The organism is Nocardia asteroides, assembly GCF_900637185.1.
In the GTDB taxonomy this organism is placed as follows: Bacteria; Actinomycetota; Actinomycetes; order Mycobacteriales; family Mycobacteriaceae; genus Nocardia; species Nocardia asteroides.
Genome location: NZ_LR134352.1, coordinates 1,994,420 through 2,019,789 on the forward strand (window position 1 = coordinate 1,994,420; position 25,370 = coordinate 2,019,789).

Here is a 25,370-nt window from a genome sequence, read left to right on the forward strand (position 1 = left end):
GCAGGCTGACGGCGTGGAGCAGCACGCGGGTGTCACCGACTCGATCGCCGACCGGTTCACCCGCTGGTGCGAGGCCGTCGTCGCCCGGCTGCCGTTCGGGCTGGACCGGATCGTCCCGGCGACGCTGCTCGGCTTCGGCCTGATCAACAGCTTCACCTTCGGCGTCGACCTGCTGTTGCTCACCGTGCTGCACACCGGGTTCGGCGTGGCGGTGCCGGTGTCGATCTCGCTGGCCTACGTCGTCGCGTTCGGCCTGGCCTTCGTGCTCAATCGCACCTTCAACTTCCACTCGCACGCGCCGATGGGCAGGCAGGCCGTGGTGTACGCGGTGGTCGTGCTGGTGAACTATCTGGCCTTCATCCTCGGCGTCGGTTCCGGGCTGGTGGCGCTCGGCGTGGAATACCACCTCGCGCGCCTGGTCGCGGGGGCCTGCGAGGCGGTGTACATGTATTCGGCCATGCGCTGGATCGTGTTCCGGCGCAAGCGTTCAGCCGAGCCGGTCGCCGTCGGGTCCTGACCGCCCGCGCAGCACCTCGGTGCGGTCGCCGTCCACCAGGACGACGTCGTCGTCGGTGAGCGCCCAGTGCGCGGTGCCGTCGGATCGGTAGCGCGCCAGCAGTTTCACCGACTCGCCGTCCGGATCGGTGGGGGAGTCCAGGTGCACCACGAGGTGCCGGTCCACCAGGCCCAGGCCGTCCCAGCGCACGTCGACGCCGGTGGCGGGCCGCACCTCGGCCGGGTCGTCCATGGTCTCCAGCCCGTGCAGATCGGGACCGAGCAGGCAGGCGCCCGCGCTGTAGCCCGCGTAGACCAGCGCGTCCTCGCGCAGGAGGGCAGGCAGCACGGAATCGGCTCCGCTGCGGGCGAATTGGGCGCGCAGCACGAAGGTGTTCCCGCCGCGTACCCAGACCATCGCGAACTCGCGCAGCCGTCGTTCCAGCTGTCCGGGCTGCCCGGCGTAATCGCGCAGGTCGACCACCTCCGGCGCGTAGCCGTGCTGTCGCAGCGGCAGCAGGTCGCTGGTCACCGCCGACGACCAGGACGCGGGCCACGCGTCGCAGGCGTTGGGGATCACCGCGACCCGGCCGCCGGGCGCGCCGGCCAGCTCGGCGAGCCGGTCGGCGAAGGCGCCGAACCGGTAGGACGCCAGGAACAGCCGCATCAGATGGTGAAGGCCAGGTTCCGCACCAGCCGGTCGCCGAGGGCGGTGTCGCCGGCGAGGGTGATCTCGTCGCGGTGCTTGTCGACGCTGGTCCGGCCGCCGCGCAGCCGGGCGAACAGCCCGGAATCGAGCGTCACCACGGCATCGGCTTCGCGGTCGGGCGCGTCGAGCACCGCGCCGCGGCCGTCCACCACCGCGAGCTGGATCTGCCGGGTGACCGGGCCGGTGAGGTCGAGGGTGAGCCGCGCGCCGTCCGGCGCCTTGGCGCCCTTCACCACCGCGCGACCCAGCCCGATGGTGAGCTCGGCGAAGGCGGTCTCGGCGCGCGCGCCGCCCTCCGACACCGTGCGGCCGATCCCGTCGGCGAGGTCGAGTTCGTGCATCCAGCAGTCGAACAGGCGCACGCGCATGAACCGGCCGTAGGGCACCTGACCGACCGGGGAGACGGTCGGTGCCTGCCACGCCTGCTGATCCAGGGCGACCAGTGCCGCGCGCCTGCGGTCGGTGACCTCGTCGAACAGCGCGAGCAGCCGCTTGCCCGAGAGGGGGCGTAGCCGGTCCACCCAGATCTCGTTGAGCACCGCGACCTCGTTGCGCACATGCGGCAGCGTGCGGACATCGGTCTTGGGCCGCAGCGGGTCGTGCGGCGGCGGGGTCTCGCCGAGCAGCCACGACTCGGTGCCGATCACATGCGCGACCACGTCGAACAGGGTCCAGCCGGGCAGCGGGGACGGCAGGCGCCAGGCCTTCTCGTCCAGATCGGCGACCAGCGTGCCGATGGCCTCCCACTGCTCGGCGAGCAGATCGGTGAGCTGCTCGCGGTCGGGCGTGCGGTCGGTCATCCCTGTGCTCCTTCTGCTTCGCTGTTGTCCAGCGCGGTGAGACCGGCGCGGATCGCCGCCGCGGTCGACGTCGGTTCGTGCGGACGGCGCAGCAGGAAGCCCTTGGCGAAGCTGAGCTTGTCGCCGTGCTTGCGGGGGACCACGTGCAGATGCACGTGCCCGACCGTCTGGAAGGCGGCGGTGCCGTCGTTGAGAATGAGATTGGCGCCGTCGGCGGCCAGGCCACTGCGGCGCAGGGCGCGGGCGAGGCGGTGACCGGTGCGGAACAGCGTCGCGCCGAGGTCCGGATCGAGGTCGTCGAGCTCGGTGGCGTGCCGCTTGGGGATGATCAGCGTGTGGCCACGGGTGATCGGCCGGATGTCGAGGAACGCGCAGACCGCGTCGTCCTCGTAGACCTTGGTCGCCGGTGCGGCACCCGCCACGATCCGACAGAAGACGCAGTCGTTCACAGCGTCGACCCTACGGTGTGGTGTGGGTCGCGCAACAGTCCGCCGCGGCCGCCGACATGACGCGCGTCACTTCCGGCGGGGGAGCCGGTCGGCTGACCAGGATCCGGACGTCGAGGTGGGTTACGTACCCACCGGTGCGGTCTTGTTCGTTTCTACCTGCGGCGACGAAGGTGAACGCGAGCGCCGGGACGGCGCTCACGGGATCGAACGGTCGGCAACTTGGCGAAACGAGTCGGCTCTGTCCGGTTTGGGGATGCGTGGTCCAGCAGTCCGGTGTGATCGGCATCTCCGCTAGGCTCACCGCGAGCCGAGTACAGTTGCGAGGATTTACGCCGAACCTACTCGTAAGTAATATCGGCTGACCCCGTGGTTCCCGGCTCGAAGCCAGCATGAGAAGGAAGTCTGACTAGTGGAGACAACGCAAAACGTGGGCGAGGGTTCGCCGCGCGGCGCGCGTGTCGGAGTCGTTCGCGAGTCCGGCGCGGGAGAGCGGCGGGTCGCCTTGGTGCCCAAGATCATCCCCGCCCTGACCAAGCAGGGCGTCGAGGTGGTCGTCGAGGCCGGTGCCGGCCTCGGTGCGCTCATCCCCGACGATGCCTTTGTCGAGGCGGGCGCGACCATCGGTGATCCGTGGTCGGCCGAGATCGTGGTCAAGGTGGCCCCGCCCAGCGACGCCGAGGTGGGCAAGCTGTCCTCCGGGCAGACCCTGATCGGGTTCCTCGCGCCCCGCAACGCCGACAACCAGATCGGCGCGCTGAAGTCCGCCGGTGTGCAGGCCTTCGCCGTCGAGGCGATCCCGCGTATCTCGCGCGCGCAGGTGATGGACGCGCTGTCCTCGCAGGCCAATGTCGCCGGATACAAGGCCGTGCTGCTCGCGGCGTCGGAGTCGACCCGCTTCTTCCCGATGCTGACCACCGCGGCGGGCACCGTGAAGCCGGCCACCGTGCTGGTGCTCGGTGTGGGTGTCGCCGGTCTGCAGGCGCTGGCCACGGCCAAGCGTCTGGGCGGTCGCACCACCGGTTACGACGTGCGACCCGAGGTCGCCGACCAGGTGCGCTCGGTCGGTGCCCAGTGGCTCGACCTCGGCATCGACGCCGCCGGTGAAGGCGGCTATGCCCGCGAACTCACCGACGACGAGAAGGCCCAGCAGCAGAAGGCCCTCGAAGACGCCATCAAGGGCTTCGACGTGGTCATCACCACCGCGCTGGTGCCGGGCCGTCCCGCGCCGCGCCTGGTCACCGCCGCCGCCGTCGAGGGCATGAAGCCCGGCAGCGTGATCGTCGACCTGGCCGGGGAGACCGGCGGCAACTGCGAACTCACCGAGCCCGGCGAGATCGTGGTCAAGCACGAGGTGACCATCGCCTCGCCGCTGAACCTGCCCGCCACCATGCCCGAGCACGCCAGCGAGCTGTACTCCAAGAACATCGCGGCGCTGCTGGAACTGATGCTGGTCGACGGCAAGCTCGCGCCCGATTTCGACGATCAGGTGCTCGCGGACTCCTGTGTCACTCGTGAGGTGGAAGCCTGATGTACACCGAACTTCTCGCCAATATCGCGATCCTGGTCCTGTCCGGGTTCGTCGGATTCGCCGTCATCTCCAAGGTCCCCAACACCCTGCACACCCCGCTGATGTCGGGCACCAACGCCATCCACGGCATCGTCGTGCTGGGCGCGCTGGTGACGCTGGGCAACGTGAAGGACCCGTCGCTGCTGGTCCAGATCATCCTGTTCGTCGCCGTGGTGTTCGGAACGCTGAACGTCATCGGTGGCTTCGTGGTCACCGACCGCATGCTCGGCATGTTCAAGGGTAAGAAGAAGGCGGCCGAGTGATGCACGCAGTCGACAACATGACCTACCTGGTCAACGGCCTCTACATCGTGGCCTTCTCCATGTTCATCTACGGTCTGATGGGCCTGACCGGCCCGAAGACCGCGGTGCGCGGTAACCAGATCGCCGCGGTCGGTATGGCCATCGCGGTCATCGCGACGCTGATCTCGATCCGGCACACCGAGCTGCTGAACTGGATCCTGATCGCCGGCGGCCTGGTCGTCGGTGTGGCACTGGGTGTTCCGCCCGCCGTGCGCACCAAGATGACCGAGATGCCGCAGCTGGTCGCCGCGTTCAACGGTGTCGGTGGTGGCACGGTCGCGCTCATCGCGTGGGCCGAGTTCATCGACAGCTCGGGCTTCTCCGCGCTGCACGACGAGCCCAACATCCACATCATCATCGGCTCGCTGTTCGCCGCGGTGATCGGTTCGGTCTCCTTCTGGGGCTCGATCATCGCCTTCGCCAAGCTGCAGGAGATCCTGTCCGGCAAGCCGATCGGCATCGGCAAGCTGCAGCAGCCGCTGAACCTGCTGCTGCTCGTCGGCGCGGTGGTCTGCGCCGTGGTGATCGGTCTCGGCGCCGACAACGGCGGTGTCTCGCAGCTGTGGATGATCGCGCTGCTGGTGCTCGCGGGCATCCTCGGCCTGATGGTCGTGCTGCCGATCGGCGGCGCGGACATGCCCGTCGTCATCTCGCTGCTCAACGCGCTGACCGGTCTTTCGGCCGCGGCCGCCGGTCTGGCGCTGAACAACACCGCGATGATCGTCGCGGGCATGATCGTCGGCGCGTCCGGCACCATCCTCACCAACCTCATGGCCAAGGCCATGAACCGGTCCATCCCGGCCATCGTCGCCGGTGGTTTCGGTGGCGGCGGCGGTGCGGCCGCGAGCGGTGGTGGCGAAGCCAAGTCGGCCAAGGCCACCTCGGCCGCCGACGCCGCGATCCAGATGGCCTACGCCAACCAGGTCATCGTGGTGCCCGGCTACGGTATGGCCGTCGCCCAGGCCCAGCACGCGGTCAAGGAGATGGCCTCCCTGCTCGAGGGCAAGGGTGTCGAGGTCAAGTACGCGATCCACCCGGTCGCCGGTCGTATGCCCGGTCACATGAACGTGCTGCTGGCCGAGGCCGAGGTCTCCTACGACGCCATGAAGGAAATGGACGACATCAACGGTGAGTTCAACCGCACCGATGTGGTCCTGGTGATCGGCGCCAACGACGTCACCAACCCGGCGGCGCGCGAGGACAAGTCGAGCCCGATCTACGGCATGCCGGTCCTCAATGTCGACCAGGCCAAGAGCGTCATCGTGCTCAAGCGCTCGATGAACTCCGGCTTCGCCGGCATCGACAACCCGCTGTTCTACGCCGACCACACCTCCATGCTGTTCGGCGACGCCAAGAAGTCCGTCGGTGCGGTCACCGAGGAACTGAAGGCGCTGTAAGTCAGGCGGTCACGCACGCGGGCCCCGCTGTTCTCGAAGAACAGCGGGGCCCGCTGCTTTGCGGCGGCGGCTTCGTCGCCGTCGACGTCGTCCGGCTCGTGCTCGATGTCGGCGGGCAGGGGGGCGCGGCGGTGCGGGTGGTCGGCAACGCCCCGCGCCGAGCTCATCGGCTCAGAATTGTGGGTTGTATTTGCGGGTGCCGGGCAGGTCCAGGTAGGGGCAGTCGGTGGAGCCGGTGCGCAGGGTTGCGGTGGTGTCGCCGGGGGCGATCCACAGGAGTTTGCCGCTGTCGAGCCACGGTCGCAGGTCGAAGTCGGGGGTGTTCATGTGCCAGTTGTCGTCCCAGGCGGCATACCGGCGCGGGGCGGCGGCCACGTCGTAATGCTCACTGCCCCATACCGGTTCGAGTGCGAGGCCGCGCGGTCGATGGACCGAGCAGTGGTAGGTGATCGGCCACCCGGTGTGTGGACCGACGCGCACCTCGCTGATCACGGCCCGCATCTCGGGATGATCGAGGGCCTCGGCATAGACATAGGGCACATCGGGCCCCACCCAGCGGTCGAACGGCGCGGGCGCGGGCGGACCGTCGAGCCGCATCGCACCGCCCATCAACAACCAGGTGTGCGGCACCGGGTCGGTGCGGCGCACCGGGTTGCGCGCGTTCCAGAACCACCCGTCGACATCGACCGTGTCGAGCGGCCAGTACACCAGCTGCGCGGTGAACGGGCAGCGCGAGACCACGATGTCGGGCAGCAGTTCCTGGTAGCGGGCGTGCAGTGCCGAGAAGCCCCGATAGGCGGCGAAGCCCTCTTCGGTGGCACCCAGCCTCTTGTACTCCGCTGCGAGTCGGTTGCCCTCCGTGAGCAGACCCGCGCGCTCGGCGAGAAACGGCTCGATTCCGACGATCTTGCGCATCGCTGACCCCCACTCCGCTGCGACTGTCGCGAAACCGACTGTGCCACACCTGGAAGATCCACACGACAACCGCCTCCGAAACGCGATCACCCCGCCCGCCGAGGCTCCGGCGAACGGGGTGCGGGACGGGTTCGGATCACCCGCCGAAGGACGTCACTTGAAGCGCTGCGCCAGCAGGTCGAGTGTTGCCATGGCTTCGCGGTAGTCCGGACGCTTGGCGGTGGCGGGGAGCTCGTAGAGCTGGCCCTTCTGGAAGGCGGGGAGCATGGCCAGGGCCGGGTCCTGCTTCAGCTGGGCGATGTCGCGGCCGCCGTCGAGCTTGATGACGAACAGCGCGGGGGCGTCGACGACGGTGCTCAGCAGCTCGGGGCTGAAGGTGACCCAGTCACCGGCCTGGGCGCGTTCCGGGTTGCCCGCCTTGGCCTCGATCTTGTCGTCGATGGTGATGCCGACGTCGGTGAGCAGGTTGGCCAGCGGGGTCTTCGGGGCGAGCAGAATGGGCTTGCCGTCGGCCTGCGACTGGTAGACCGCGGCCGGGCCCTGGGGTAGCTTCAGCGCGGCTTTCACCTCGGCCACCTTGTCGGTGTAGGTGGTGATCATGCCGTCGACCTTGTCGGGCCGGTTGACATAGTTGGCCACGGTCTTCAGCTGGTCCTGCCAGTTGGCCAGGTCCGACGGCACCAGGGCGGTGGGGGCGACGGCGGCCAGCTTGTCGTAGTTCTTGATGGTCTGCTGACCGGGCCAGCCGGGCCCGCCACCGATGATCAGGTCGGGCTTCTGGGCGGCGATGAACTCCAGGTTCAGGTCGTCACCGGAGGGCACGGCCACGGTGCCCTGCTCCTTGGCGTCCGCGGCCCAGGCGGCCGGGAACTCGCCCGCCTTCAGCGTCACGCCCAGGATGCGCGGATCGGCGGCGGTCACCTTGGCGTCGAGGTCGTAGAGGTATCCGGCGAGGGCGCCGTTGAGGACCACGATGCGCTGCGGGTCGGCGGGGACGGTGACCTGGCCCTTGGGGGTGTCCACCTGGCGGGTTCCGCCGTCGGCGGCTTCGGAGGCGGAGTTGCCGCAGCCCGCCGCCGTCGCGGTCACCGCGACGATCAGGAGTGCGACGGCGGCACGCATGCGTGCCGTCATTCGGTGCGCTGACATGGGAGTTGTTTCCTTCTTTCTATCCAGGTGGAAAGCTCAGGCGCGGATCGCGGGGTCCGCGTCGATGAGTGCGGCGACCTCGATCCAGCCGGTCGGCATCGCGATCTCGTTGTGGGTGTAGGGAAGTCGCCGGACCACCAGTTGCGCGCCCGCGGCCTGCCAGCCGGTGAGCTGCGCGCGCACGCGCTCGGGTTCCAGGCCGTTGTCCGCGCAGTACAGGGCCATCGGGCCGCTGTAGCGCGGTGACTCGGACATGGTGACCATGCGCAGCAGCTCGGTCGCGGCATGGACCACCACGGCCGCCAATTCGGCTGGGTACTCGCCGATTTCGGGCACGAGTGTTTCCATGCCGGAGGGATCGGCCAGGGTCGCGGCGGCCCGCTCGGTCAGGTTCGACAGCGGATGCGAGTCGAGCAGGCCCACATAGGCCACCTGCTCGCCCTCGGCTTCCAGGATGGTGGCCATCGCGTGGGCGATATTGCCGCCGAGGGAGTAGCCGAGCAGGTGGTAGGGGCCGTGCGGCTGGATGCGGCGCACGGCGTCGAGGTAGAACCGGGCCAGGTCGTCGAGGGTGGCGGTCTGCCGGTCCGGCTCGGTGAGCTGCGGCATCTGCAGGCCGATGATCGGTCGTTCGGCGCGCAGCAGGCGGGCCAGGGGCGCGTATTTCCATGCGGTGCCGCCGATCTGGTGGACACAGAACAGCGGGGGCGCCGAGCCCTCGGCGCGCAGTTCCAGCACCGGATCGAGGCGGCGGCCCAAACTCGCCAGGCCGTCGGTCGGCCGGTGCGCGTCGGGGTCGACCGCGCCGATCCGGGCGGCCAGCGCGCGCGGGGTGGGAGCGGAGAAGACATCGTCGAGGACGACCGGTAGCTCCGCCCGGGTGAGGCGGCCGACCAGGCGCACCGCGAGCAGTGAGTGTCCGCCCTGGGCGAAGAAGTCGTCGTCGGTGCCGATGGTGTCGATCGACAGTACCGCCGCCATGGCCTGGCGGATTAGGTCGAGCAGACCGGAAGCCCGGACCGGATCCTCGATCGAGCCCGCAGGTTCCAGGGCGGAGCCGGGAATCGACACGGACGGAGCCGTTTCCGGTGCGGGCAGCTCCTGGCGGGCGATCTTCTCGGTCGCGGTGCGCGGAATGTGATCCAGCACCAGGAACGCCGACGGAATCATGTACGCGGGCAGTGCCTTCCGGAGCTGTTCGCGCACCGAGTCGGTGTCGAGCGCGATGCCGGAGCGGGCGATGAGGTAGGCGACCAGGCGCTGGTCACCCGGGGTGTCCTCGCGCAGCAACACCACCGCCTGGGCCACGCCGGCACAGGTGCGCAGTGCCGATTCGATATCGCCCAGTTCGATCCGCTGGCCGCGCAATTTCACCTGGCTGTCGGTGCGGCCGACGTAGTCGAGCTCGCCCCGGGGGTTCCGCTTCACCAGATCGCCGGTGCGGTACATGCGTGCGCCCGTGCCCTCCGGGTCGGCGACGAAGGCGGCTGAGCTCTGGCCGGGACGGGCCAGATAGCCGCGCGCCAGCCGGACGCCGGTCATGTACAGCTCGCCGATGGTGCCGTCGGGCACCGGGCGCAGCTGGTCGTCGAGGATGCGGACCGGATCGGCGGGGGCGCCGACCGGCACCGACGTGGTGTCGGCGTCGACGGTCTCGTGGAAGGTGAAGCCGATCGCGGCCTCGGTGGGGCCGTAGAAGTTGTAGACCGCCGTCCCGGTGAGCGCGCGCACGCGGTGCGCGGTGGCGGGCGGCAGGACCTCGCCGCCGGTGAGGACGCAGCGCAGATCCGCGCAGCCGGACAGGTCGGCCTCCTCGGCGAGCACGGTGAGCATGGAGGTGGTCATCCACATCGCCGTCACCCGCTCGGCGCTCATGAGTTGTGCCTGGTAGTAGGGGTCGCGGTGGCCGCCGGGCCGGGTCAGCACGATCCGCGCGCCGACCTGCAAGGGCAGGAACATCTCCATGAGCGAGGCGTCGAAGATCGGCGGGGTGCGGTAGAGCATGGTGTCGCCGGGACCGAACCGGACCTCGCGGTGCAGCCAGGTGAAGGTGGCGACGATCGCGGCGTGCGACAGGCTCACGCCCTTGGGCACGCCGGTCGAGCCCGAGGTGAACAGCAGGCAGGCGGTATTGGCCGGGCGCAGCGGAGCCAGGCGGTCGGCGTCGGTGAGCACCGTGTCGGCGAAGCCGCTGGTGTCGGCCTCGTCTAGCGAGCGCAGGACCAGCGCCGGGGCCGCCGTGTCGAGGATCTGGGCCACGCGCTGCGCGGGCTGTTCCGGGTCGATCGGCAGGTAGGCGCCGCCGGCCCGGCAGATGGCGTGTGCCGCGACGACCGAGTCGATGGTCCTCGGCATGGCCACGGCCACCACGGTTTCGGGGCCGACACCGTGCGAGATGAGCCAGCGGGCAAGGCGATTCGCGCGGGAGTCGAATTCCCCGAAGTCGATGGTGACGCGTTCTGCCGTGATGGCGGGGGAAGCCGGATCGACGGGGGCACCCCAGTCGGCGAGGGTGTCGCCCTGCGGAAGTTGTTCACTGCCGTCGCCCGGGGATGCCGCGCCGGTGCTGGCGGGCGATTGTGCGCCGGGCCCGGTCGCGGCAGCTGATGCGGCGGCAGTGGTGGCGGACGTGAGGGGTTCCAGGAATGGTGCGGGAGAGGGGTTCTCGGTGGTGGTGAGGGCGTGCAGGATCGCGGTGATCCGGTCGGAGATCCGGGCCAGGGTGGTGTCGTGGACGGCCGCGCGGTCGTACCAGATCACCAGGGTGAGCCGGTCGCCCGGCGGGGCGATGAGGGTCAGTGGGTAGTGCGTGTTGCCGTGGTTGTGGAATGCGCCGCGGCGCAGTGTGTGCGAGTCCGGTTGCCCGGCACCGGCATTCGGGAAGTTCTCGAAGGCCACCAGGGTGTCGAAGAGGGTGCCGAGGCCCACGATGCGTTCGATCTCCGCGAGTCCGGCGTAGTCGAACTCCTGCATGGCGAACTGGTGTTCCTGGAGTTCGGCCAGCTGCTCGAGCAATGGGCGGGTGGGGTCGAAGTCGCAGCGCGCGGGCACGGTGTTGGCGAACAGGCCGACCATGCCCGCCACACCGGGCAGTTCGGCGGGGCGGCCGGAGACGGTGGCGCCGAAGACGACATCGGTGCGACCGGTGAGCGCGGCCAGCACCAGCGCCCAGGTGCCCTGTACCAGGGTGTTCGGGGTCAGACCCCGGCGGCGGCCGAGGTCGGTCAGCGCGGTGGACAGCTCTGCGGGCAGCGGCACCTCCCACTGCCGGAACTCGCGCTCGCGGAAAGTATCAGTGCGCACCAGTGTCGGCTCGGCGAACCCGGCCAGTCGCCGCGACCAGGCCGCACGGACGGCCGCGCGGTCGCGGGTGCCGAGCCAGGCCAGGTAGTCGCGGTAGGACGCGGGGGCGGGCAGGTCGTCGCCGTGGTAGGTGGCCAGCACCTCGCGCAGCACGATGGGAGTGGACCAGCCGTCGATCACCAGGTGGTGGGTGTTGAGCACCAGCCGGTGTGCGTCACCGGGCATGCGGAGAAGGGTGGCGCGCAGCATCGGTGAGCGGTCGACCGGGAAGCGGTGCCTGGTCGCGTCGGCTTCCAGCCGGTCGGCGGCGGCCTCGGCGATGCGCGACGGCAGCCCGGACAGGTCGACCTCCCGCCACGGCATCCCGACCGCGCGCGGAATCGCCTGCACCGGCTGGTCCAGGCCCTCGTGGTGGAAGGCCGCGGCCATGGTGGGGTGCCTGCCGACGACGGTGTCGAAGGCGGCCGACAGGCGGGGGCCGTCGAGCGGTCCGTGCAGGTCGACGCGGGCGCTCAGCGCGTAGACATCCTCGACGCCGTCGCGAATGGCGTGGAACAGCAGGCCTTCTTGCAGGGGCGACAGCGGAAGCAGTTCGGCCAACGGGCCGTGCACGGCCTCCAATGCGTCGACCGTCTCCTGGGTGACGGGCAGCCCGGCACAGTCCGACGGGGTTAGCCCACCGGGGAACAGGCGCGCGTGCGCGGCGAACGCCTCGAGCGCGCACGCGAAGTGCCACTGGATCCGCGCGACCTGGTGCGCGCCGAGGATCCGGCTCGCGGCGGTCCACTCGACGGCGAGCCGGGGCGCCTGTGCGGTGGATTCGTGCACGAAGACGTTGAGCGCGAGTACTTCGGTGAGTGCCTTGTGCGGCGGCTCGGTCACCGCGAACGCGTCGTGCTCCGGCAGGCTCCAGGCTCCGGCGCTTCCACCGCCGAAGCGGCCGAGGTAGTTGAGCAGCACCTCGGGGGCGCGGCGGTCGGCGAAGCGCGGCGCGGTCTCCGGATCGAGCCTGCGCAGCACGCCGTAGCCCACACCGTTGCCGGGCACCGCCCGCTTGGCTTCCTTGACCGCCCGCAACAGACGCCCGGCCGCGGCGCCACCGGCCAGCGCCTCGGCGAGCCCGTCCGGGTCGTCGATGCCGGTCGCGGGGGTCCACACGGGGAATTCGCTGGTGAACCAGCCGATGGTGCCCGCGAAATCGGTGTCGGCGCGCAGTGCTTCGCGCCCATGTCCTTCGACGGTGACGGGTCTGCCTGTTTCCAGGGTCTCGCCGTTCTCGTGCCGCCAGGCATTGAGCGCCAGCATCAGCGCCGCGAGCAGGACGTCGTCGGTCTTGGCCCGATAGGCGGCGGGCAGCGTGGTCAGCAGCGCGTCGGAGATCTCCGGGGCCGCGTAAGTCCGTGTCTGCTCGGCACTCTCGACCAGATCGACCGCGTGGTCGAGGGGCCGGCCGCCGAGAGGAGCGACAGTGCCGTCACCGAGCGCGCGCTCCCAGTGCGCCAGTTCCGCGCGATGGTCACCCGCCGTGCCCGCCTCGGCGAGCAGCGAGGCATACCGCCGCCACGAACTCCCCTTGGCGGACAGCCGCACCGGGCGGTCCTCCCGCGCCGCCACGCACGCCTCATACAGCTCGGGCACCAGGATGCGCCACGAAACACCGTCCACCACCAGGTGATTGGCCACCAGCACCAGCAGATCGGGCAGTCCGGGACCGGTGCGCACCAGGGCCGCGCGGATCTGGACACCGGCGGCGGGGTCCAGCTCGGCCGCGAGTGCGGTGGCCAGCGATCCGATCAGGCCGTCGACCGACTCGCCGGATGCCGGTGCCGATTCGGGATGCGGCGCGTCCGTGCGCAGCGGTGTCGGGTCGCCGTCCGTGCCTCGCGATGCCGCGGCGAGTCCGGTCGGTTCCTGTGCTGCGTCCAGCGAGTCTGTTGCGCCGCTGCCGGTGCCGGCGCCGGCCGGTCGTGCGCCGGGCCGGTCGTGCGTGGCCGATGCGGAGGGGACGGCGTGGCTCGCATCGAGCTCGGCGCGACCGATCTCGCGTACCAGGTCGGTGGCACGAACCGTGCCGATGCCCGCGACTTCGAGGCGGTTCGCATCGTCGAGGATCAGGCGCAGGGCGTCGTGGCGGTCGAGGAGGGTTTGCAGGCCGGTGGTGAGGTGGTCGAGGGTGAGGTTCTCGTGCAGAGTGAGGGCGGTCCATTGGGCGTAGCCGGCGACTGCCGTGCGGTCCGGGTTCGCGGCGAGGAGGGCGGCGACCATGGGTGGGGTGGGGACGGGGCCGGTCGCCTCGTCCGGTGCGGGGGTGCCCACCTGCTGGTCGGCCGGTTGGGCGGCGGCGGCGATGGTGGCCAGGTCACGCTGGGCCAGCAGGGTTTTCGGCTGGACCTCCCAGCCGAGGGCGCGCAGACGGCTGCTCACGCCGATGGCGGTGATGCTGTCGCCGCCGAGGCCGAAGAAGTCGTCGGTGGCGCTGACCTGAGCCACACCCAGGACGTCGGCGACCACGCCGCACAGCGCCCGTTCCTGCTCGGTGCGGGGCGCCCGCCCGGTGGAGGTGAACTGGGGTGCGGGGAGGGCGGCGCGGTCGAGCTTGCCGTTCACGGTGGTCGGCAAGGCGTCGAGGATCACCAGTGCCGAGGGCACCAGGTGGTCGGGGACCAGGGTGGTCAGGCGCTGCCGCAGTTGGTCGGCGTCGAGGGCGCGGCCCGCCTCGGGGACCAGGTAGCCGACCAGGCGGGTGCTGTCGCCGGACTTGCGGATGGTCGCGGCGGCGGCGGTCACGCCGGGGAGCGCGCCGAGGGCGGCCTCGACCTCGCCGAGTTCCACGCGGTAGCCGCGCACCTTGATCTGCTGATCGGCGCGGCCCAGGTAGTCGTAGCCTCGGCCGGGTAGCCAGCGGGCCCGGTCGCCGGTGCGGTACATGCGCTCGCCCGCCGCGAACGGGTCGGCGACGAACCGGTCCGCCGTCACCGCGACGCGGCCGAGATAGCCGCGCGCCAATTGCGGCCCGGCCAAGTAGAGTTCGCCGATCTCGCCGTCGGGCACCAGTTGCAGCGCGCCGTCGAGGAGGTACGCGCGGGTGCCGTCGAGGGGACCGCCGACGTGCGGAAGCGCCCCGGTCACCGGCGCGCTGAGCGCGTCGACGGTGGCCTCGGTCGGGCCGTACATATTGCGCGCGGCCACCCCCGAACCGACGATGAGCGACCACAGCGCGGGCGGGGTCGCCTCGCCGCCGAGCAGCAGCAGCTCCGGCCGGTGCGCGTCGCCGAGCAGGCCGTTGTCGATCAGCGCGGTCGCCATCGACGGGGTGGTGTCGACGACATCGATGCGATCGGCGATCAGCGCGGCGATCTGCGCGGCCGCGTCCTTCTGGATGTCGGTGTCGTACAGGTGGACTCGATGCCCGCACCACAACCACAGCAGCTGATCCAGCGCCGCGTCGAAGGCGAACGAGTAGGTGTGCGCGACATGCAGCTGCCGCCCACCCACCCGCTCGGCGGTCTCGGCGTACACGGTCGACCGGTGGTGGTGCAGCAGCTGGGCCATCGCCCCGCAGGAGATCTGCACGCCCTTCGGCTTCCCGGTGGATCCGGAGGTGTAGACGACATAGGCCAGATGCTCGACCGAACGCGGCGCCGCGAGGTCGGCGGTGGTCAGCGGACCATCCGCGAGCCCCGTGATCTCCGCGCGAACGGCATTGTCGGACAGCCGGATCAACACGGGCGCGTCCGCCGGACCGGCAGTTGACGCCTGGTCGGCCGACGCAGTACGCGGCGTGCGGTCCGTCGATGAACCGCTGGTCAGCGACCGGTCTGCCGACACTGTGTCCGCGGCCCGGTCGGTGTCCGGGGTCGACCGCTGCGCGTGATCGGCGAACACCGCGTCGGCCACGGCATCGTCGGTGAAGATCAGTACCGGTGCGGCGTCGTCGACGATGTCGGCCAAGCGCTGGGCCGGGTGGTTGATGTCGAGGATCAGGTAGGCGGCGCCCGCGTGGCGGACGGCGAGCAGGGCGACGACCAGGTCCACGGTGCGCGGCAGGGCGATGCCGACGATGTCCTCGGGGCCCGCGCCGCGGCCGCGCAGGTAGCGGGCCAGGCGGTGCACGCGGGCGCCGAGTTCGGCGGCGGTGAGGCGGTGGGCGCCGTCGACGAGCACGATGTCGTCCGGTCGGGCGGTGACCATGCGGTCGAAGACCTCGACCGCGTCCTCGGGCGCGCCGGGCAGGGCGGCAGCGGCGCGATCGGCGCCGATCTCGCTGGGATACAGAGTGATCGCGCCGATCGGCCGATCGGCCTTGTCGACCAGGTCGGTGATCAGCGCGACCAGCGCCGACATCCGCCGCCGCACCGTGGCGGCGTCCAGCGAGCGGGCGTCGACCTCGAAGCCGAGCTGGATCCGGTCCTCCGCCAGTGGCGTCACGGTCAGGCCCAGGTCTTCCGGTGGCCCGCCGGCGACATTGCGGAGCGTGCCGGTGGCGCCGTCGAAATCGAGCGCGAAGTCGAAGGCCTTGAGATTGATGCCGATGCCGTGCAGCAGCGCTCCGGTCTGGGCGCCGCCGAATTCGCGGGCCAGGTCCTCACCGCGGAATCGCTGGTGGGCGCGCATCTCCCGCAGCGCGTCGGCCACCCGCTTGCCCAGGTCGCCCAGGCGATCCTGGCTGGAGACCGGAACCCGCAGCGGCAGCACGTTGACCGCCATGGACGGGGTGGTGAGCGCGGTCTTGCCCACGCGCGCCATCACCGGCAGCGCGATGACCACATCGGTCTCGCCGAGCAGCCGGTGCACGAAGCCCACATACCCGGCGACCAGCACATCGGCCCAGGTGATCCCGGCCGCCGTGGCCGCCTCCTTGATCCGGGCCACCTGCTCGGCGTCGAGTACCGCGCGGACCTCGTGGGTCCGCTCCACTACACCCTCGGGTGCCTTGCCGCGCCCGTCCAGCGGCGGCAGCGGAGTGAGGCGGTCGCGCCAGTAGTCGCGATCGTGCTGATGTGCCTGGCTCGCACGGTATTCCAGGTCCTCGGTCACCAGCGTCTGGATCGAGCCCCAGCGCAGGCGCGGTACGTCCCCGCCGCGGCGCAGCGCGGTGTAGTGGGCGGCCACCCGGCGCGAGACCATGGCGGCGCTGTAGCCGTCGATGATCAGGTGGTGGTAGAGCTGGATGCACCACACGTCGCTGTCGGTAAGGCGCAGCAGCGTGTAGGTGTAGAGCTGCCGGTCGACCATCGCGCGGCAGAACGTGGCCGAACGTTCCCGCTCGGCCGCGACCAGCCGGTGCGCCGCGGCGACCGGGTCGGCCTCGCCGCGCAGGTCGACCAGCGGGCGCAGGTCGGGTTCGTGGTCGGTGATCCGCTGACGCGGCCCGTCGGCGGAGTCGGTGAAACGCAACCGCATGGTGTCGGTCTCGGCGATGGTGCGCCGGATCGCGGTGTCCAGCAGAGCCACGTCGATGGGCTCCGGGCCGGAGATCTCGAGCACCTCGCCGACCATGTAGCTGAGCGAGTCGGGGTCAAGGCGCTGGGCGTTCCAGATGCCCAGTTGCGCTCCGGTGAGCGGTAATCCGGGATGGCCGGCGCTCACGTCGTCCCGTTCCACCGAGCTCACAGCAACTCCTTCATCAACGTTGGTTCGTGGTAAAGCGGCCCGCGTCACCGGATTCCGCCGCGCGGTACCGGTGACGCGGGTCGGGTCAGGCGTCGGCTTCGATCCGGGCCGGAGTCAGCTGACGCAGCAGATCGGCGGTACCGGTGACCGCGCCACAGCGCCGGGCGACGTAGTTCAGCGCCATCACGTGCTCCTCGCGGCTGAAGTCCGCGGTCGCGTCGTGCACGAGGAACGGGCGCACATCGCCCATGAACGCCTCGGCGGCGCTGAGCATGCAGCCCATGTGCGTGTAGACGCCGGTGACCAGCAGCTGATCGCGCTGGTAGTAGCCGAGCAGCTCACGCAGGTCGGTGCGCTGGAACGCCGAGTAGCGCCACTTGGTCACCTGGATGTCCTGCGGCTCCGGGGCGATGGCGTTGACGACCTTCGTATCGGCGCCCTCCGACATCCCGCTGCCCCAGAAGTCGGCCAGAATGCCGCGCCGCGACGGGTGCTGGTTGCCGGGCTGCATGGTGTAGATCACCGGGATGTCGAGCTCGTGGCAGCGGTCGCGCAGCAGGGCGATGTTGGCGATCAGGGTGCGGGCGGGATCGCGGTGCTGGTCGTAGGCGTCGAGGAAGTACTGCTGCATGTCGTGGATCAGCAGCGCGCAGCGCCCGGGTTCGGCGGTCCAGCCGACCTGGTCGGCGGTGAACTCGTCGGCGCCGGGCATCGGATAGGGCGCGATCGGGGGGATAGGCATGACGATCTCTCGTTCCGGTGGAAAGTCGGCGTCAGCCGACGGTGACGGGCAGGTCCGCGATACCGAGCGGACCGAGGATGCGCTGGAATTTGCCGGTGGTCTCGGCCAGTTCGGCGGCGGGATCGGACGCGGCGACGATGCCGCCGCCCGCGTGCGCGAGCAGGGCGGTGCCGTTCGCGGACAGTTCGGCGCAGCGGATGCTCACCATCCACTCGCCGTTGCCGTCGGCGTCACACCAGCCGACCGCGCCCGCGTAGAAGCCGCGCTCGCCCTCGAGCTCGGCGATCAGGCGAGCCGCGGCGCCGGTGGGGGTGCCGCAGATCGCGGGCGTCGGGTGCAGGGCGATGGCGAGTTCCAGTGCGGACGGGCCCGCCAGTGGCACGGTCGCCGAGATGGGGGTGCCGAGGTGCCACATGGCCGGCGTCGCGGTGAGTTCCGGTGCGGGGGTGTCGACTTCGGCGCACCGGTCGCTGAGGACGGCGGTCACCTGGTCCACCACATAGCGGTGTTCGGCGTGATCCTTGGCCGAGGTGAGCAGCGTGTCGGCGGCCAGACGGTCCGCCGCGGGGTCGTCGAGGACGCGGCGGGCCGAACCCGCCAGCGGGTGACTCAGGACTTCGTTGCCGGTGCGGCGCACCAGGATCTCCGGGCTCGAGCCGACGAGATGTCGCCCGGGATATCGCCCGCCCGCCGCGGCCAGGTCGACCAGGAAGCCGTTGGACAGCGGGTCGGAGGCGACCATCAGGTCGAGGATGTCCAGTGCCCGCACCGGCGTGGCCGACACCGCGCGCAGTGCCCTGGCGAGCACCACCTTCCGCACCGGATGGGTGGGGTTGTCGAGCAGTTCGACGGCGGTGGCGACGCGGCGCAGGTGCTCGGCCGGGGCGGGCACCGCTTCGTCGAGTTCGAAGCGCGGCACCGCGACCCCAGAGCGAGGCAGGTGCGGCGCTTCGGTGACGGTGATCGAATCGGGCGCCCACAGTGCCGTCGGCGCGCCGGGGGTGAAGGGTAGTGCGCCGACGATGTGGCTGATGCGACCGCTGCGCAGCGCGGTCACCGCCTCGTGTGCCGATCGGAAGATCGTCCCGCCCGCGCTCGCGGACACGGTCCGCTGCGGACGGGACAGCACGAAAGCGGGGTCTGAACTGTCGGTACTGATGGTGATCACCCTTTCGGTCACATATCTAGCGTTGCGCCACCGTCGACCCGCAGGTCATGCATGGTGATGTGGCGGGCGCCGTCGGACGCCAGGAAGTGGACGGCCGAGGCGATGTCGGCGGGAGCCGCGATGCGGCGCAACGGGATGCCGAGCCGGTAGACGGCGGGATCGCCGTCCAGCAGCGCGGTCTCGGCCGCATCGTCGAGGGGGCTGCCGCCGAACATGTCGCGCAGCATCGCGGTGTCGGTGGAGCCGGGCGACACCAGGTTGACGCGCACGCCGAGCGGGGCCACCTGGAGGGCGAGCGAGCGGGTGAACGCGGTGGCCGCGGCCTTGGCGGCGCCGTAGGCCGCCATCCCGACCCGGGGTGTGGCGGCGGCATTGGAGGAGACCACCACGATCGCGCCGTGGCCCGCCGCGACCATGTCGGTCGCGGCGCGCTGGGTGACCAGCATGGTGCCGGTGGCGTTCACGGTGAGACAGCGCGTCCAGTCCGCCGGACCTAGCTCGAGCGGGCTGCCGCCGACCATGACGCCCGCGGCGTGCACCAGCACCTCGACGGTGCCGTGCTCGGCGGTGAGCCGGTCGAACGCGGCGGCCACGGCGGCGGGATCGGTGATGTCGACGACGTCGCTCTGTACGAAAGCCGTTGTGTCACTTACACTTCCGCTTCCAAGGCGGTCCTGCGCGGCCTTCGTGAGCGCCGCGGCGGTCGCGTGCACCGCGGGATCGAGGTCCCAGAGCGCGACCACGCGGTCCTCGGTCGCGAAACGCGCGGCGATCGCGGCTCCGATACCCCCGGCCGCGCCGGTGACGACGACGATCCGCCCACGGGGAACACCATTAGACATGAGGTTAGCCTAACCTGAATATGCCGCCGAATGGTTAGCTTCCCTCAAGACCTTCGGTCGCAACACCGGATCCGCCCGCTGGAAAGAGGTGCTCGACTTGCCCGAACCCGTACTCCCCGGCTTCACCCCGTGGCCCGCTGACCTGGCGCGACGCTACCGAGACCAGAACCTCTGGGCGGGTGAGACATTCGGTGCGGTACTCGCCGCGCGCGCCGCGGCGAACCCGGACCGGTTCGCGGTCCTCGACACCGCGAACCGCTGGACCTACGCCGAACTCCACCACCGGGCGCGTTCCCTGGCCACCGGCCTGGCCCGCCTCGGCATCGCGCGCGGCGACCGGGTCCTGGTCCAGCTGCCCAACCGCGCCGAATTCGTGGAAGTGATCTTCGCGCTGTTCGAACTCGGCGCGCTGCCGGTGTTCTGCCTGCCCGCGCACCGCGCCGCCGAACTGGTGCCGATCGCGCGGGCCGCCGACGCCACCGCGATGATCACCAGCGGCACCCACCAGCGCTTCGACTACGCCGCGCTGGCGGAATCGGTGCGCGCCGAGGTGCCCGGCCTGCGGCACGTGCTGCTGGTGCTCGACGAGGGGCAGGCCGCGCCGGAGGGCGCCCGCGACATCGCCGAATTCCGCGACGAGCCCGCGGAACTGCCGGGCCCGCACGCCGCCGACGTCGCCTTCCTGCAGCTGTCCGGCGGCAGCACCGGCATCCCGAAGCTCATCGCCCGCACCCACGACGACTACCTCTACAGCGTGCGCCGCAGCGCCGAGATCTGCGAACTCGACAGCGACACGGTCTATCTCGCGACCCTGCCGGTCGCGCACAACTTCCCGATGAGCTCGCCGGGCATTCTCGGCGCGCTGTGGGCCGGTGGCGCGGTGGCGATGACGCCCGATCCCACGCCGGCGACGGCCTTCCCGCTCATCGAGCGCTTCGGCGTCACCATCACCGGCCTGGTGCCACCGCTGGCGCGGCTGTGGACCGAGCGGGCCGAAGCGGGCCCGACTCCTGACCTGTCCAGCCTGCGGGTGCTCCAGGTGGGTGGCGCCCGCTGCCAGGACGAGCTGGCCCGCCGGATCGGCCCGGCGCTGGGTGTCACCCTGCAGCAGGTGTTCGGGATGGCCGAGGGACTGGTGTGCTACACCCGACTCGACGATCCGATCGACGTGGTGGTGAGCACGCAGGGGCGGCCGATGTCGATGTTCGACCAGATCGCGGTCGTCGACGACAACGGCGCCGAGGTGGCGCCGGGAACGCAAGGCAACCTGATCACCCAGGGCCCGTACACGATTCGCGGCTACTACGACAATCCCGAGGCCGATGCCCGCAGTTTCACCGCCGACGGCTGGTACCGCACCGGCGACATCGTCGCGGTGCGGCCCGACGGCAATCTGGTGGTCGCGGGCCGCGCGGGCGACTGGGTCAACCGCGGCGGCGAGAAGGTCTCGGCCGAGGAGCTCGAGGCGCACCTGCTCGAACATCCGGACGTGCGCGACGCGGTGATCGTCGGCACCCCCGATCCTGTTCTCGGCCAGCGTATCTGCGCGTTCGTCCAACCGGTCGACCCGGTCCGGCGGCCCACCCTGACCGCGGTGCGCTCGTTCGTGCGCGGGCGCGGGGTCGCGGCGTGGAAGATGCCCGACGCGGTGGTCGTGGTCGACGAGTTCCCCGAGACCGGCGTCGGCAAGACCAGCCGCAAGGAACTGCGGCGGTTGCTGGCCGACAGCGCGCACCAGAACTGAACGTGCCCGGGGTGGCGTGCCGGGCACGCCACCCCGTGGCTCAGGCCAGCAGCTCGATCCAGGACCCGAGGACGGGATCGCCCGCGAGCGTGGGGAAGTCGATGTCCGCATGACCGGCCGACCGCCATTTCTCGACAAGGGACATGATGCGCACCGAATCGAGTCCGGCGTCGAGCAGATCGGTCTGGGCGGTCAGTTCGCCGGGCTCCACGCCCAGCGCGGTGGCCACGTCGCCGATCACCTGTTCGTCGGTCATCTGTCATTCCTCTCGATCGAAATCGGCGACGCCGCGCTTCCAGTAGCCGGCGATGAGCGAGTCCTTGGGCCCGATGCCCAGGTCGTTGCGGATGATCTTGCGGACCCCGCGCAGGCAGCCCGCCTCACCCGCCACCCACGCGTAAACGCGGTGTCCGGCAGGCACTTCCACCTCGCGCACGGCCTGCTCGAGCACGTCGCTGGTGCCCGGTTCCAGCTCGCCGCGGTGCAGCCAGCGCACCCGCATCCCGGCGGGCTGATCGAGCGGGATCTCCTCGGCGGGCCCGGCCACCTCGATGAACACCCAGCCGGTGGTGGTGCGCGGCATGCGCTCGAGCCAGCGGGCGATGGCGGGTACGGCGGTGATGTCACCGGCGAGCAGGTAGTCGTCGTAGGTCTCCGGGATGGCGACGCCGCCGGGGGGACCGGCGATGTGCACCTTGGTGCCCGGGGTGACCGAGGCGGCCCAATCCGAGGCCAGTCCACCAGGGTGGATGACGAAATCGATGTCGAGTTCGCCGTCCTCGACGCTGTGGCGGCGCACGGTGTACTCGCGCGAGACCGGTCGCGGGTTGCCCCAATCCAGCATCGTGCCCTCGAGCTTGGGCAGCCGCAGCACGCCGTCCTCGCCCGGAAAGATCAGGCGCACATGCTCGTCCGGCACATAGCTGTGGAACTTCGCGATGTCCGGGCCGCCGAAGGTGATCCGCAGCAGCGCCGCGCCGACGGGCGCGACCCGCAACACCTCCACCTCCTGCAAGCCGATCGGGTACGGCACCTTGGCGTAGTGGTCGCCGGCGAGCACCTCGGCGATGTTCTCGCGATAGGCGGTGCGATCCTTCATCGTTGTTCCTTTCTGTGCAGCGGCCCGGCGCCCAGCGCCATCAGGCCGGTGAGAATCAGGACGGCGACGCCGTAGAGCACCAGCGCGCGTCCGGGATCGAACAGCTGGCCGACCACACCGGCCACCATGGAGCCGACCGCGGTACCGGCGACCGACTGCACCATCAGCAGGCCCGACATGCGCCCGCGCATGTGATCGGGCGTGGCCTGCTGGAGCATCGCGTAGCGCAGCACCATGTTCACCGCTCTGGCCAGGCCGAACCCGGCCAGCCCGAGGAACACCAGCGCCGCGTGCGACCACAGCCCGGCCGCGATCACGCCGATCGGCATCAAGGCCAGCGTGAGCAGCAGCGCCCGGCCGGTGTGCACGCGGCTCATCCAGCCGCTGGTGAGCGTGCCGAGCACGGCACCGGCGCCGGGCGCCGCGTAGAGCAGCCCGAGCGTGCCCGCGCCCGCGCCGAGTTCGACATCCGCGAAGGCGGGCAGCAGCACCAGCGGGCCGCTGACGAGCATCCCGATCAGGCCGGTCAGCAGGATGAGCCGGATGGATTCGTGGCGCACCGCGAAACCGATGCCCGCCGCCAGCTCGCGAATCGGGTTCTCCAGATCGCGTTGCGGCGGCGGCGACGGCCCGATCGCGGTGATCAGCCCGACGGTGGCGGTGGTCGCCAGGGCACAGAGGAAATAGGCCGTGGCCACTCCGGTCTTCGCGACCAGCAGACCGGCGACGGCGGGGGTGAGCATCGTGCCGAGGTCGGTGGTCAGCGAGACCAGCGCGCCCGCGGCCGCGACCTTCTCCCGCCCGACCAGTACCGGGACCATGGCCATCAGCGCCGAACCGCTGACCCCGCCCGCGAGGCCGTCGATGACGGCGGCGAGGTAGATCGCGGGCAGCATCGGGTCCGGCAGCACGGCGTTCACGCCGAGCACCAGGAACCCGAGACCCGCCGCGCTGCGCGACCATTGGATCACCGTGCGGCGGTCGTAGCGGTCGGCGACGACACCGCCGGCCAGGCTGCCGAAGAACAGGGCCGCCGCGGTGGTGGTGGCGACTCCGGCGACCTGCACGCTCGAACCGGTCAGCTCGTAGACCTGTAGCGGCAACGCCACCATGAGCAGGCCGATGCCGAGCACCGACACCAGCCGCGCCGCGAACGCGCACCGGAACGGGCGCGAGGCCCGCAGTGGGCTGAGGTCGAGCAGCAGTCCCCCTGGGGCGGTCACTTGAAGCGTTCCACGAGCAGATCGAGGGTGGCCATGACGGTGCGGTAGTCGGGCCGCGAGCTGGTGGCGGGCAGTTCGAAGACCTTGTTCCCGGCGAACGCGGGCAGCGCCGCGTACATCGGGTCGGCGCGCAGCTCGTCGAGCGAGCGGCCGCCGCTGAGCGGAATGGTGAACAGCACGGGCGCGTCGATCACGGTGGCGAGCAGTTCGGGGCTGAAGCTGATGAAGTCGGCGCTCTGCTCCTTGGCGGGGTTGCCCGCCTTGGCCTCCACCGCGGTGTCGAGGGTGAATCCGACCTCGGAGAGCAGGGTGGGCAGCGCGGCGCTCGGCACGAACAGGGTCGGCTTCTGGCTCTTGATCGACTGCATGACCGCGGTCGCCCCGGCCGGCGGCTTGATCTTGCTCTTGGCCTCGGCCAGCTTGGCCTGGTAGTTGGCGATCAGCGCGTCGACCTTGGCCGGCTTGTTCACCGTCGCGGCGATGAAGCGCAGCTGGTCCTGCCAGTAGGTGGTCTCGGTCGGCAGCAGTACGGTCGGCGCGATGGCGCTGAGCTGGTCGTAGGCGTTCACCGACTGCTGGCCGGGGTAACCCTGGCCGCCGCCGATGATCAGGTCGGGACGCTGGGCGGCGATGAACTCGAGATTGATGTTCTCACCCGACGGCACGGCCTGGGTGCCTTGACGTTTCGCGTCCTCGGCCCAGCCGGCCGGGAACTCGCCCGGCTTGTTGGGCACCCCGAGCAGGCGCGGATCCGCCGCGACGACGGTGGCCTCGAGGTCGTAGAGGTAGCCGGCCAGGTTGCCGTTGAGCACCACGATGCGCTGCGGGTCGGCGGGCACCTTGACCGGGCCCTTCGCCGACGGGACCTCGCGCGGGCCGGTCTCGCCGGTGTCGGAGGACGAGTTGCCGCACGCGGTGAGCACCGCGACCAGCGCGAGAACCAGGAGGGCGAGGGCGGCCCGGAGGCGGCCCGACGATCGGTTGGTGAACATGGACGGGGAATTCCTCATTTCTGACGATGGCGGCGCGATGCCGCCTCAGTGCACCTGGGCGGCGTTCTCCGCCAATGGGATGACCAGTGGGGTACCGGTTTCCGGGTCGTCGACGATCCGGCACCGCAGCGAGAACACCTCGTGGACCAGGTCGGCGGTGACGATCTCGGCCGGTAGCCCGGAGGCGACGACCCGCCCGTCGCGCATGGCGATCAGGTGGTCGGCGTAGCGGAAGGCGTGGTTGAGGTCGTGCAGGACCGCGACGACGGTGCGGCCCGACTCGCGCTGGAGCGAGCGGCACAGGTCGAGCAGCTGGATCTGGTAGGCGATGTCGAGATAGGTGGTCGGCTCGTCGAGCAGGATGATGGGCGTCTGCTGGGCCAGCACCATCGAGATCCACACGCGTTGCCGCTGACCACCCGACAGTTCCTCGACCGGCCGCGCCGACAACTCGGCGACGCCGGTGGCGGCCATCGCCGCCGCGACGGCCTCCTCGTCGGCGCGCGACCACTGGCGCAGCAAACTCTGATGCGGATAGCGCCCGCGCGCCACGAGATCCGCGACCCGGATGCCGTCCGGCGCGGTCGAGGTCTGCGGCAGCAGGCCGACCTGGCGGGCCAGTTCCTTGGCCGGATAGTCGGTCACCGGTTTGTCGTCGAGCAGGACCGTGCCGGACTCGGGGGCCAGCAGCCGGGCCAGCGCGCGCAGCAGCGTGGACTTGCCGCAGGCGTTCGGGCCGATGATCACGGTGAACTTGCCGTCCGGGATATCCACAGAGAGCTGATCACTGATCGTGCGGCCCTTGTAGCCGAGCCGGACCTGGTCGGCGCGCAACCGCGCGGCGTGAGAGTCGTTCATATC

19 protein-coding genes are annotated in these 25,370 nt (G+C 70.7%); 5 read left to right on the top strand and 14 right to left on the bottom strand.

Annotation, left to right across the window (positions count from 1 at the left end):
- The first annotated feature begins 13 nt into the window (after nucleotides 1-13).
- Complete coding sequence (locus EL493_RS09245; RefSeq protein WP_019045329.1) at nucleotides 14-517, top strand: GtrA family protein; 504 nt, start codon at nucleotides 14-16, stop codon at nucleotides 515-517.
- Here EL493_RS09245 and EL493_RS09250 read toward each other — a convergent pair.
- The 3 genes from EL493_RS09250 to EL493_RS09260 are packed head-to-tail and all read right to left on the bottom strand — an operon-like array spanning nucleotide 488 to nucleotide 2,453.
- Nucleotides 488-1,162, bottom strand: coding sequence for a Type 1 glutamine amidotransferase-like domain-containing protein (locus EL493_RS09250; protein WP_019045330.1), 675 nt, complete (start codon nucleotides 1,160-1,162; stop codon nucleotides 488-490). The genes EL493_RS09245 and EL493_RS09250 overlap by 30 nt on opposite strands.
- On the bottom strand, nucleotides 1,162-2,004 hold the full coding sequence (locus EL493_RS09255) for a maleylpyruvate isomerase family mycothiol-dependent enzyme (RefSeq protein ID WP_019045331.1): 843 nt from the start codon (nucleotides 2,002-2,004) through the stop codon (nucleotides 1,162-1,164). The genes EL493_RS09250 and EL493_RS09255 overlap by 1 nt, the downstream gene beginning before the upstream one ends.
- Nucleotides 2,001-2,453: an HIT family protein gene (locus EL493_RS09260; protein ID WP_019045332.1), complete on the bottom strand. Its 453-nt coding sequence runs from the start codon at nucleotides 2,451-2,453 to the stop codon at nucleotides 2,001-2,003. The genes EL493_RS09255 and EL493_RS09260 overlap by 4 nt, the downstream gene beginning before the upstream one ends.
- 409 nt (nucleotides 2,454-2,862) lie before the next feature.
- Here EL493_RS09260 and EL493_RS09265 point away from each other — a divergent pair, with 409 nt between their 5' ends.
- From EL493_RS09265 to EL493_RS09275, 3 genes are read left to right on the top strand one after another with little or no spacing between them, the layout of a single operon-like run.
- Nucleotides 2,863-3,981: a Re/Si-specific NAD(P)(+) transhydrogenase subunit alpha gene (locus EL493_RS09265; protein ID WP_022567382.1), complete on the top strand. Its 1,119-nt coding sequence runs from the start codon at nucleotides 2,863-2,865 to the stop codon at nucleotides 3,979-3,981.
- Nucleotides 3,981-4,283, top strand: coding sequence for an NAD(P) transhydrogenase subunit alpha (locus tag EL493_RS09270; protein WP_019045334.1), 303 nt, complete (start codon nucleotides 3,981-3,983; stop codon nucleotides 4,281-4,283). The genes EL493_RS09265 and EL493_RS09270 overlap by 1 nt, the downstream gene beginning before the upstream one ends.
- A 17-nt stretch (nucleotides 4,284-4,300) precedes the next feature.
- A complete protein-coding gene (locus EL493_RS09275; RefSeq protein ID WP_030200304.1) occupies nucleotides 4,301-5,719 on the top strand; it encodes an NAD(P)(+) transhydrogenase (Re/Si-specific) subunit beta in 1,419 nt (472 codons plus the stop codon).
- A 171-nt stretch (nucleotides 5,720-5,890) separates the two neighbouring features.
- On the opposite strand, the gene EL493_RS09280 is transcribed toward EL493_RS09275, so the two are convergent.
- The 6 genes from EL493_RS09280 to EL493_RS09305 all read right to left on the bottom strand — a co-directional run bounded on the left by EL493_RS09280 (nucleotide 5,891) and on the right by EL493_RS09305 (nucleotide 19,451).
- Complete coding sequence (locus EL493_RS09280; RefSeq protein ID WP_019045336.1) at nucleotides 5,891-6,634, bottom strand: hypothetical protein; 744 nt, start codon at nucleotides 6,632-6,634, stop codon at nucleotides 5,891-5,893.
- Nucleotides 6,635-6,787: 153 nt separating this feature from the next.
- The gene (locus EL493_RS09285; RefSeq protein ID WP_030200303.1) at nucleotides 6,788-7,783 is read right to left on the bottom strand and encodes an ABC transporter substrate-binding protein; all 996 of its coding nucleotides are present in this window, start codon (nucleotides 7,781-7,783) and stop codon (nucleotides 6,788-6,790) included.
- A gap of 36 nt (nucleotides 7,784-7,819) precedes the next feature.
- Entirely contained in the window at nucleotides 7,820-16,699 is an 8,880-nt protein-coding gene (locus EL493_RS09290; protein WP_019045338.1) for an amino acid adenylation domain-containing protein, read from the bottom strand.
- An 85-nt stretch (nucleotides 16,700-16,784) separates the two neighbouring features.
- The gene (locus tag EL493_RS09295) at nucleotides 16,785-17,441 is read right to left on the bottom strand and encodes an isochorismatase family protein (protein WP_022567384.1); all 657 of its coding nucleotides are present in this window, start codon (nucleotides 17,439-17,441) and stop codon (nucleotides 16,785-16,787) included.
- 31 nt (nucleotides 17,442-17,472) lie between these two features.
- Nucleotides 17,473-18,621: an isochorismate synthase gene (locus EL493_RS09300; protein WP_019045340.1), complete on the bottom strand. Its 1,149-nt coding sequence runs from the start codon at nucleotides 18,619-18,621 to the stop codon at nucleotides 17,473-17,475.
- Nucleotides 18,618-19,451 (bottom strand): SDR family oxidoreductase, encoded by an 834-nt coding sequence (locus tag EL493_RS09305; RefSeq protein WP_019045341.1) that lies wholly within the window; start codon nucleotides 19,449-19,451, stop codon nucleotides 18,618-18,620. The genes EL493_RS09300 and EL493_RS09305 overlap by 4 nt, the downstream gene beginning before the upstream one ends.
- A gap of 88 nt (nucleotides 19,452-19,539) precedes the next feature.
- Between EL493_RS09305 and EL493_RS09310 the strand changes: the two genes are divergently transcribed.
- Entirely contained in the window at nucleotides 19,540-21,195 is a 1,656-nt protein-coding gene (locus EL493_RS09310) for a (2,3-dihydroxybenzoyl)adenylate synthase (RefSeq protein ID WP_019045342.1), read from the top strand.
- Between the two features lie 40 nt (nucleotides 21,196-21,235).
- Here the strand turns inward: EL493_RS09310 and EL493_RS09315 are convergent, their stop codons facing one another.
- Genes EL493_RS09315 through EL493_RS09335 form a run of 5 tightly spaced genes read right to left on the bottom strand, consistent with a single transcriptional unit; the run spans nucleotide 21,236 to nucleotide 25,367 of the window.
- Nucleotides 21,236-21,451, bottom strand: coding sequence for a phosphopantetheine-binding protein (locus EL493_RS09315; protein ID WP_019045343.1), 216 nt, complete (start codon nucleotides 21,449-21,451; stop codon nucleotides 21,236-21,238).
- A gap of 3 nt (nucleotides 21,452-21,454) precedes the next feature.
- Complete coding sequence (locus tag EL493_RS09320) at nucleotides 21,455-22,294, bottom strand: siderophore-interacting protein (protein WP_019045344.1); 840 nt, start codon at nucleotides 22,292-22,294, stop codon at nucleotides 21,455-21,457.
- Complete coding sequence (entS, locus tag EL493_RS09325; protein WP_019045345.1) at nucleotides 22,291-23,517, bottom strand: enterobactin transporter EntS; 1,227 nt, start codon at nucleotides 23,515-23,517, stop codon at nucleotides 22,291-22,293. Before entS ends, EL493_RS09320 begins: the two co-directional genes overlap by 4 nt.
- Nucleotides 23,514-24,509, bottom strand: coding sequence for an ABC transporter substrate-binding protein (locus tag EL493_RS09330; RefSeq protein WP_019045346.1), 996 nt, complete (start codon nucleotides 24,507-24,509; stop codon nucleotides 23,514-23,516). The genes entS and EL493_RS09330 overlap by 4 nt, the downstream gene beginning before the upstream one ends.
- Before the next feature lie 45 nt (nucleotides 24,510-24,554).
- The gene (locus EL493_RS09335; RefSeq protein WP_019045347.1) at nucleotides 24,555-25,367 is read right to left on the bottom strand and encodes an ABC transporter ATP-binding protein; all 813 of its coding nucleotides are present in this window, start codon (nucleotides 25,365-25,367) and stop codon (nucleotides 24,555-24,557) included.
- Nucleotides 25,368-25,370: the final 3 nt, after the last annotated feature.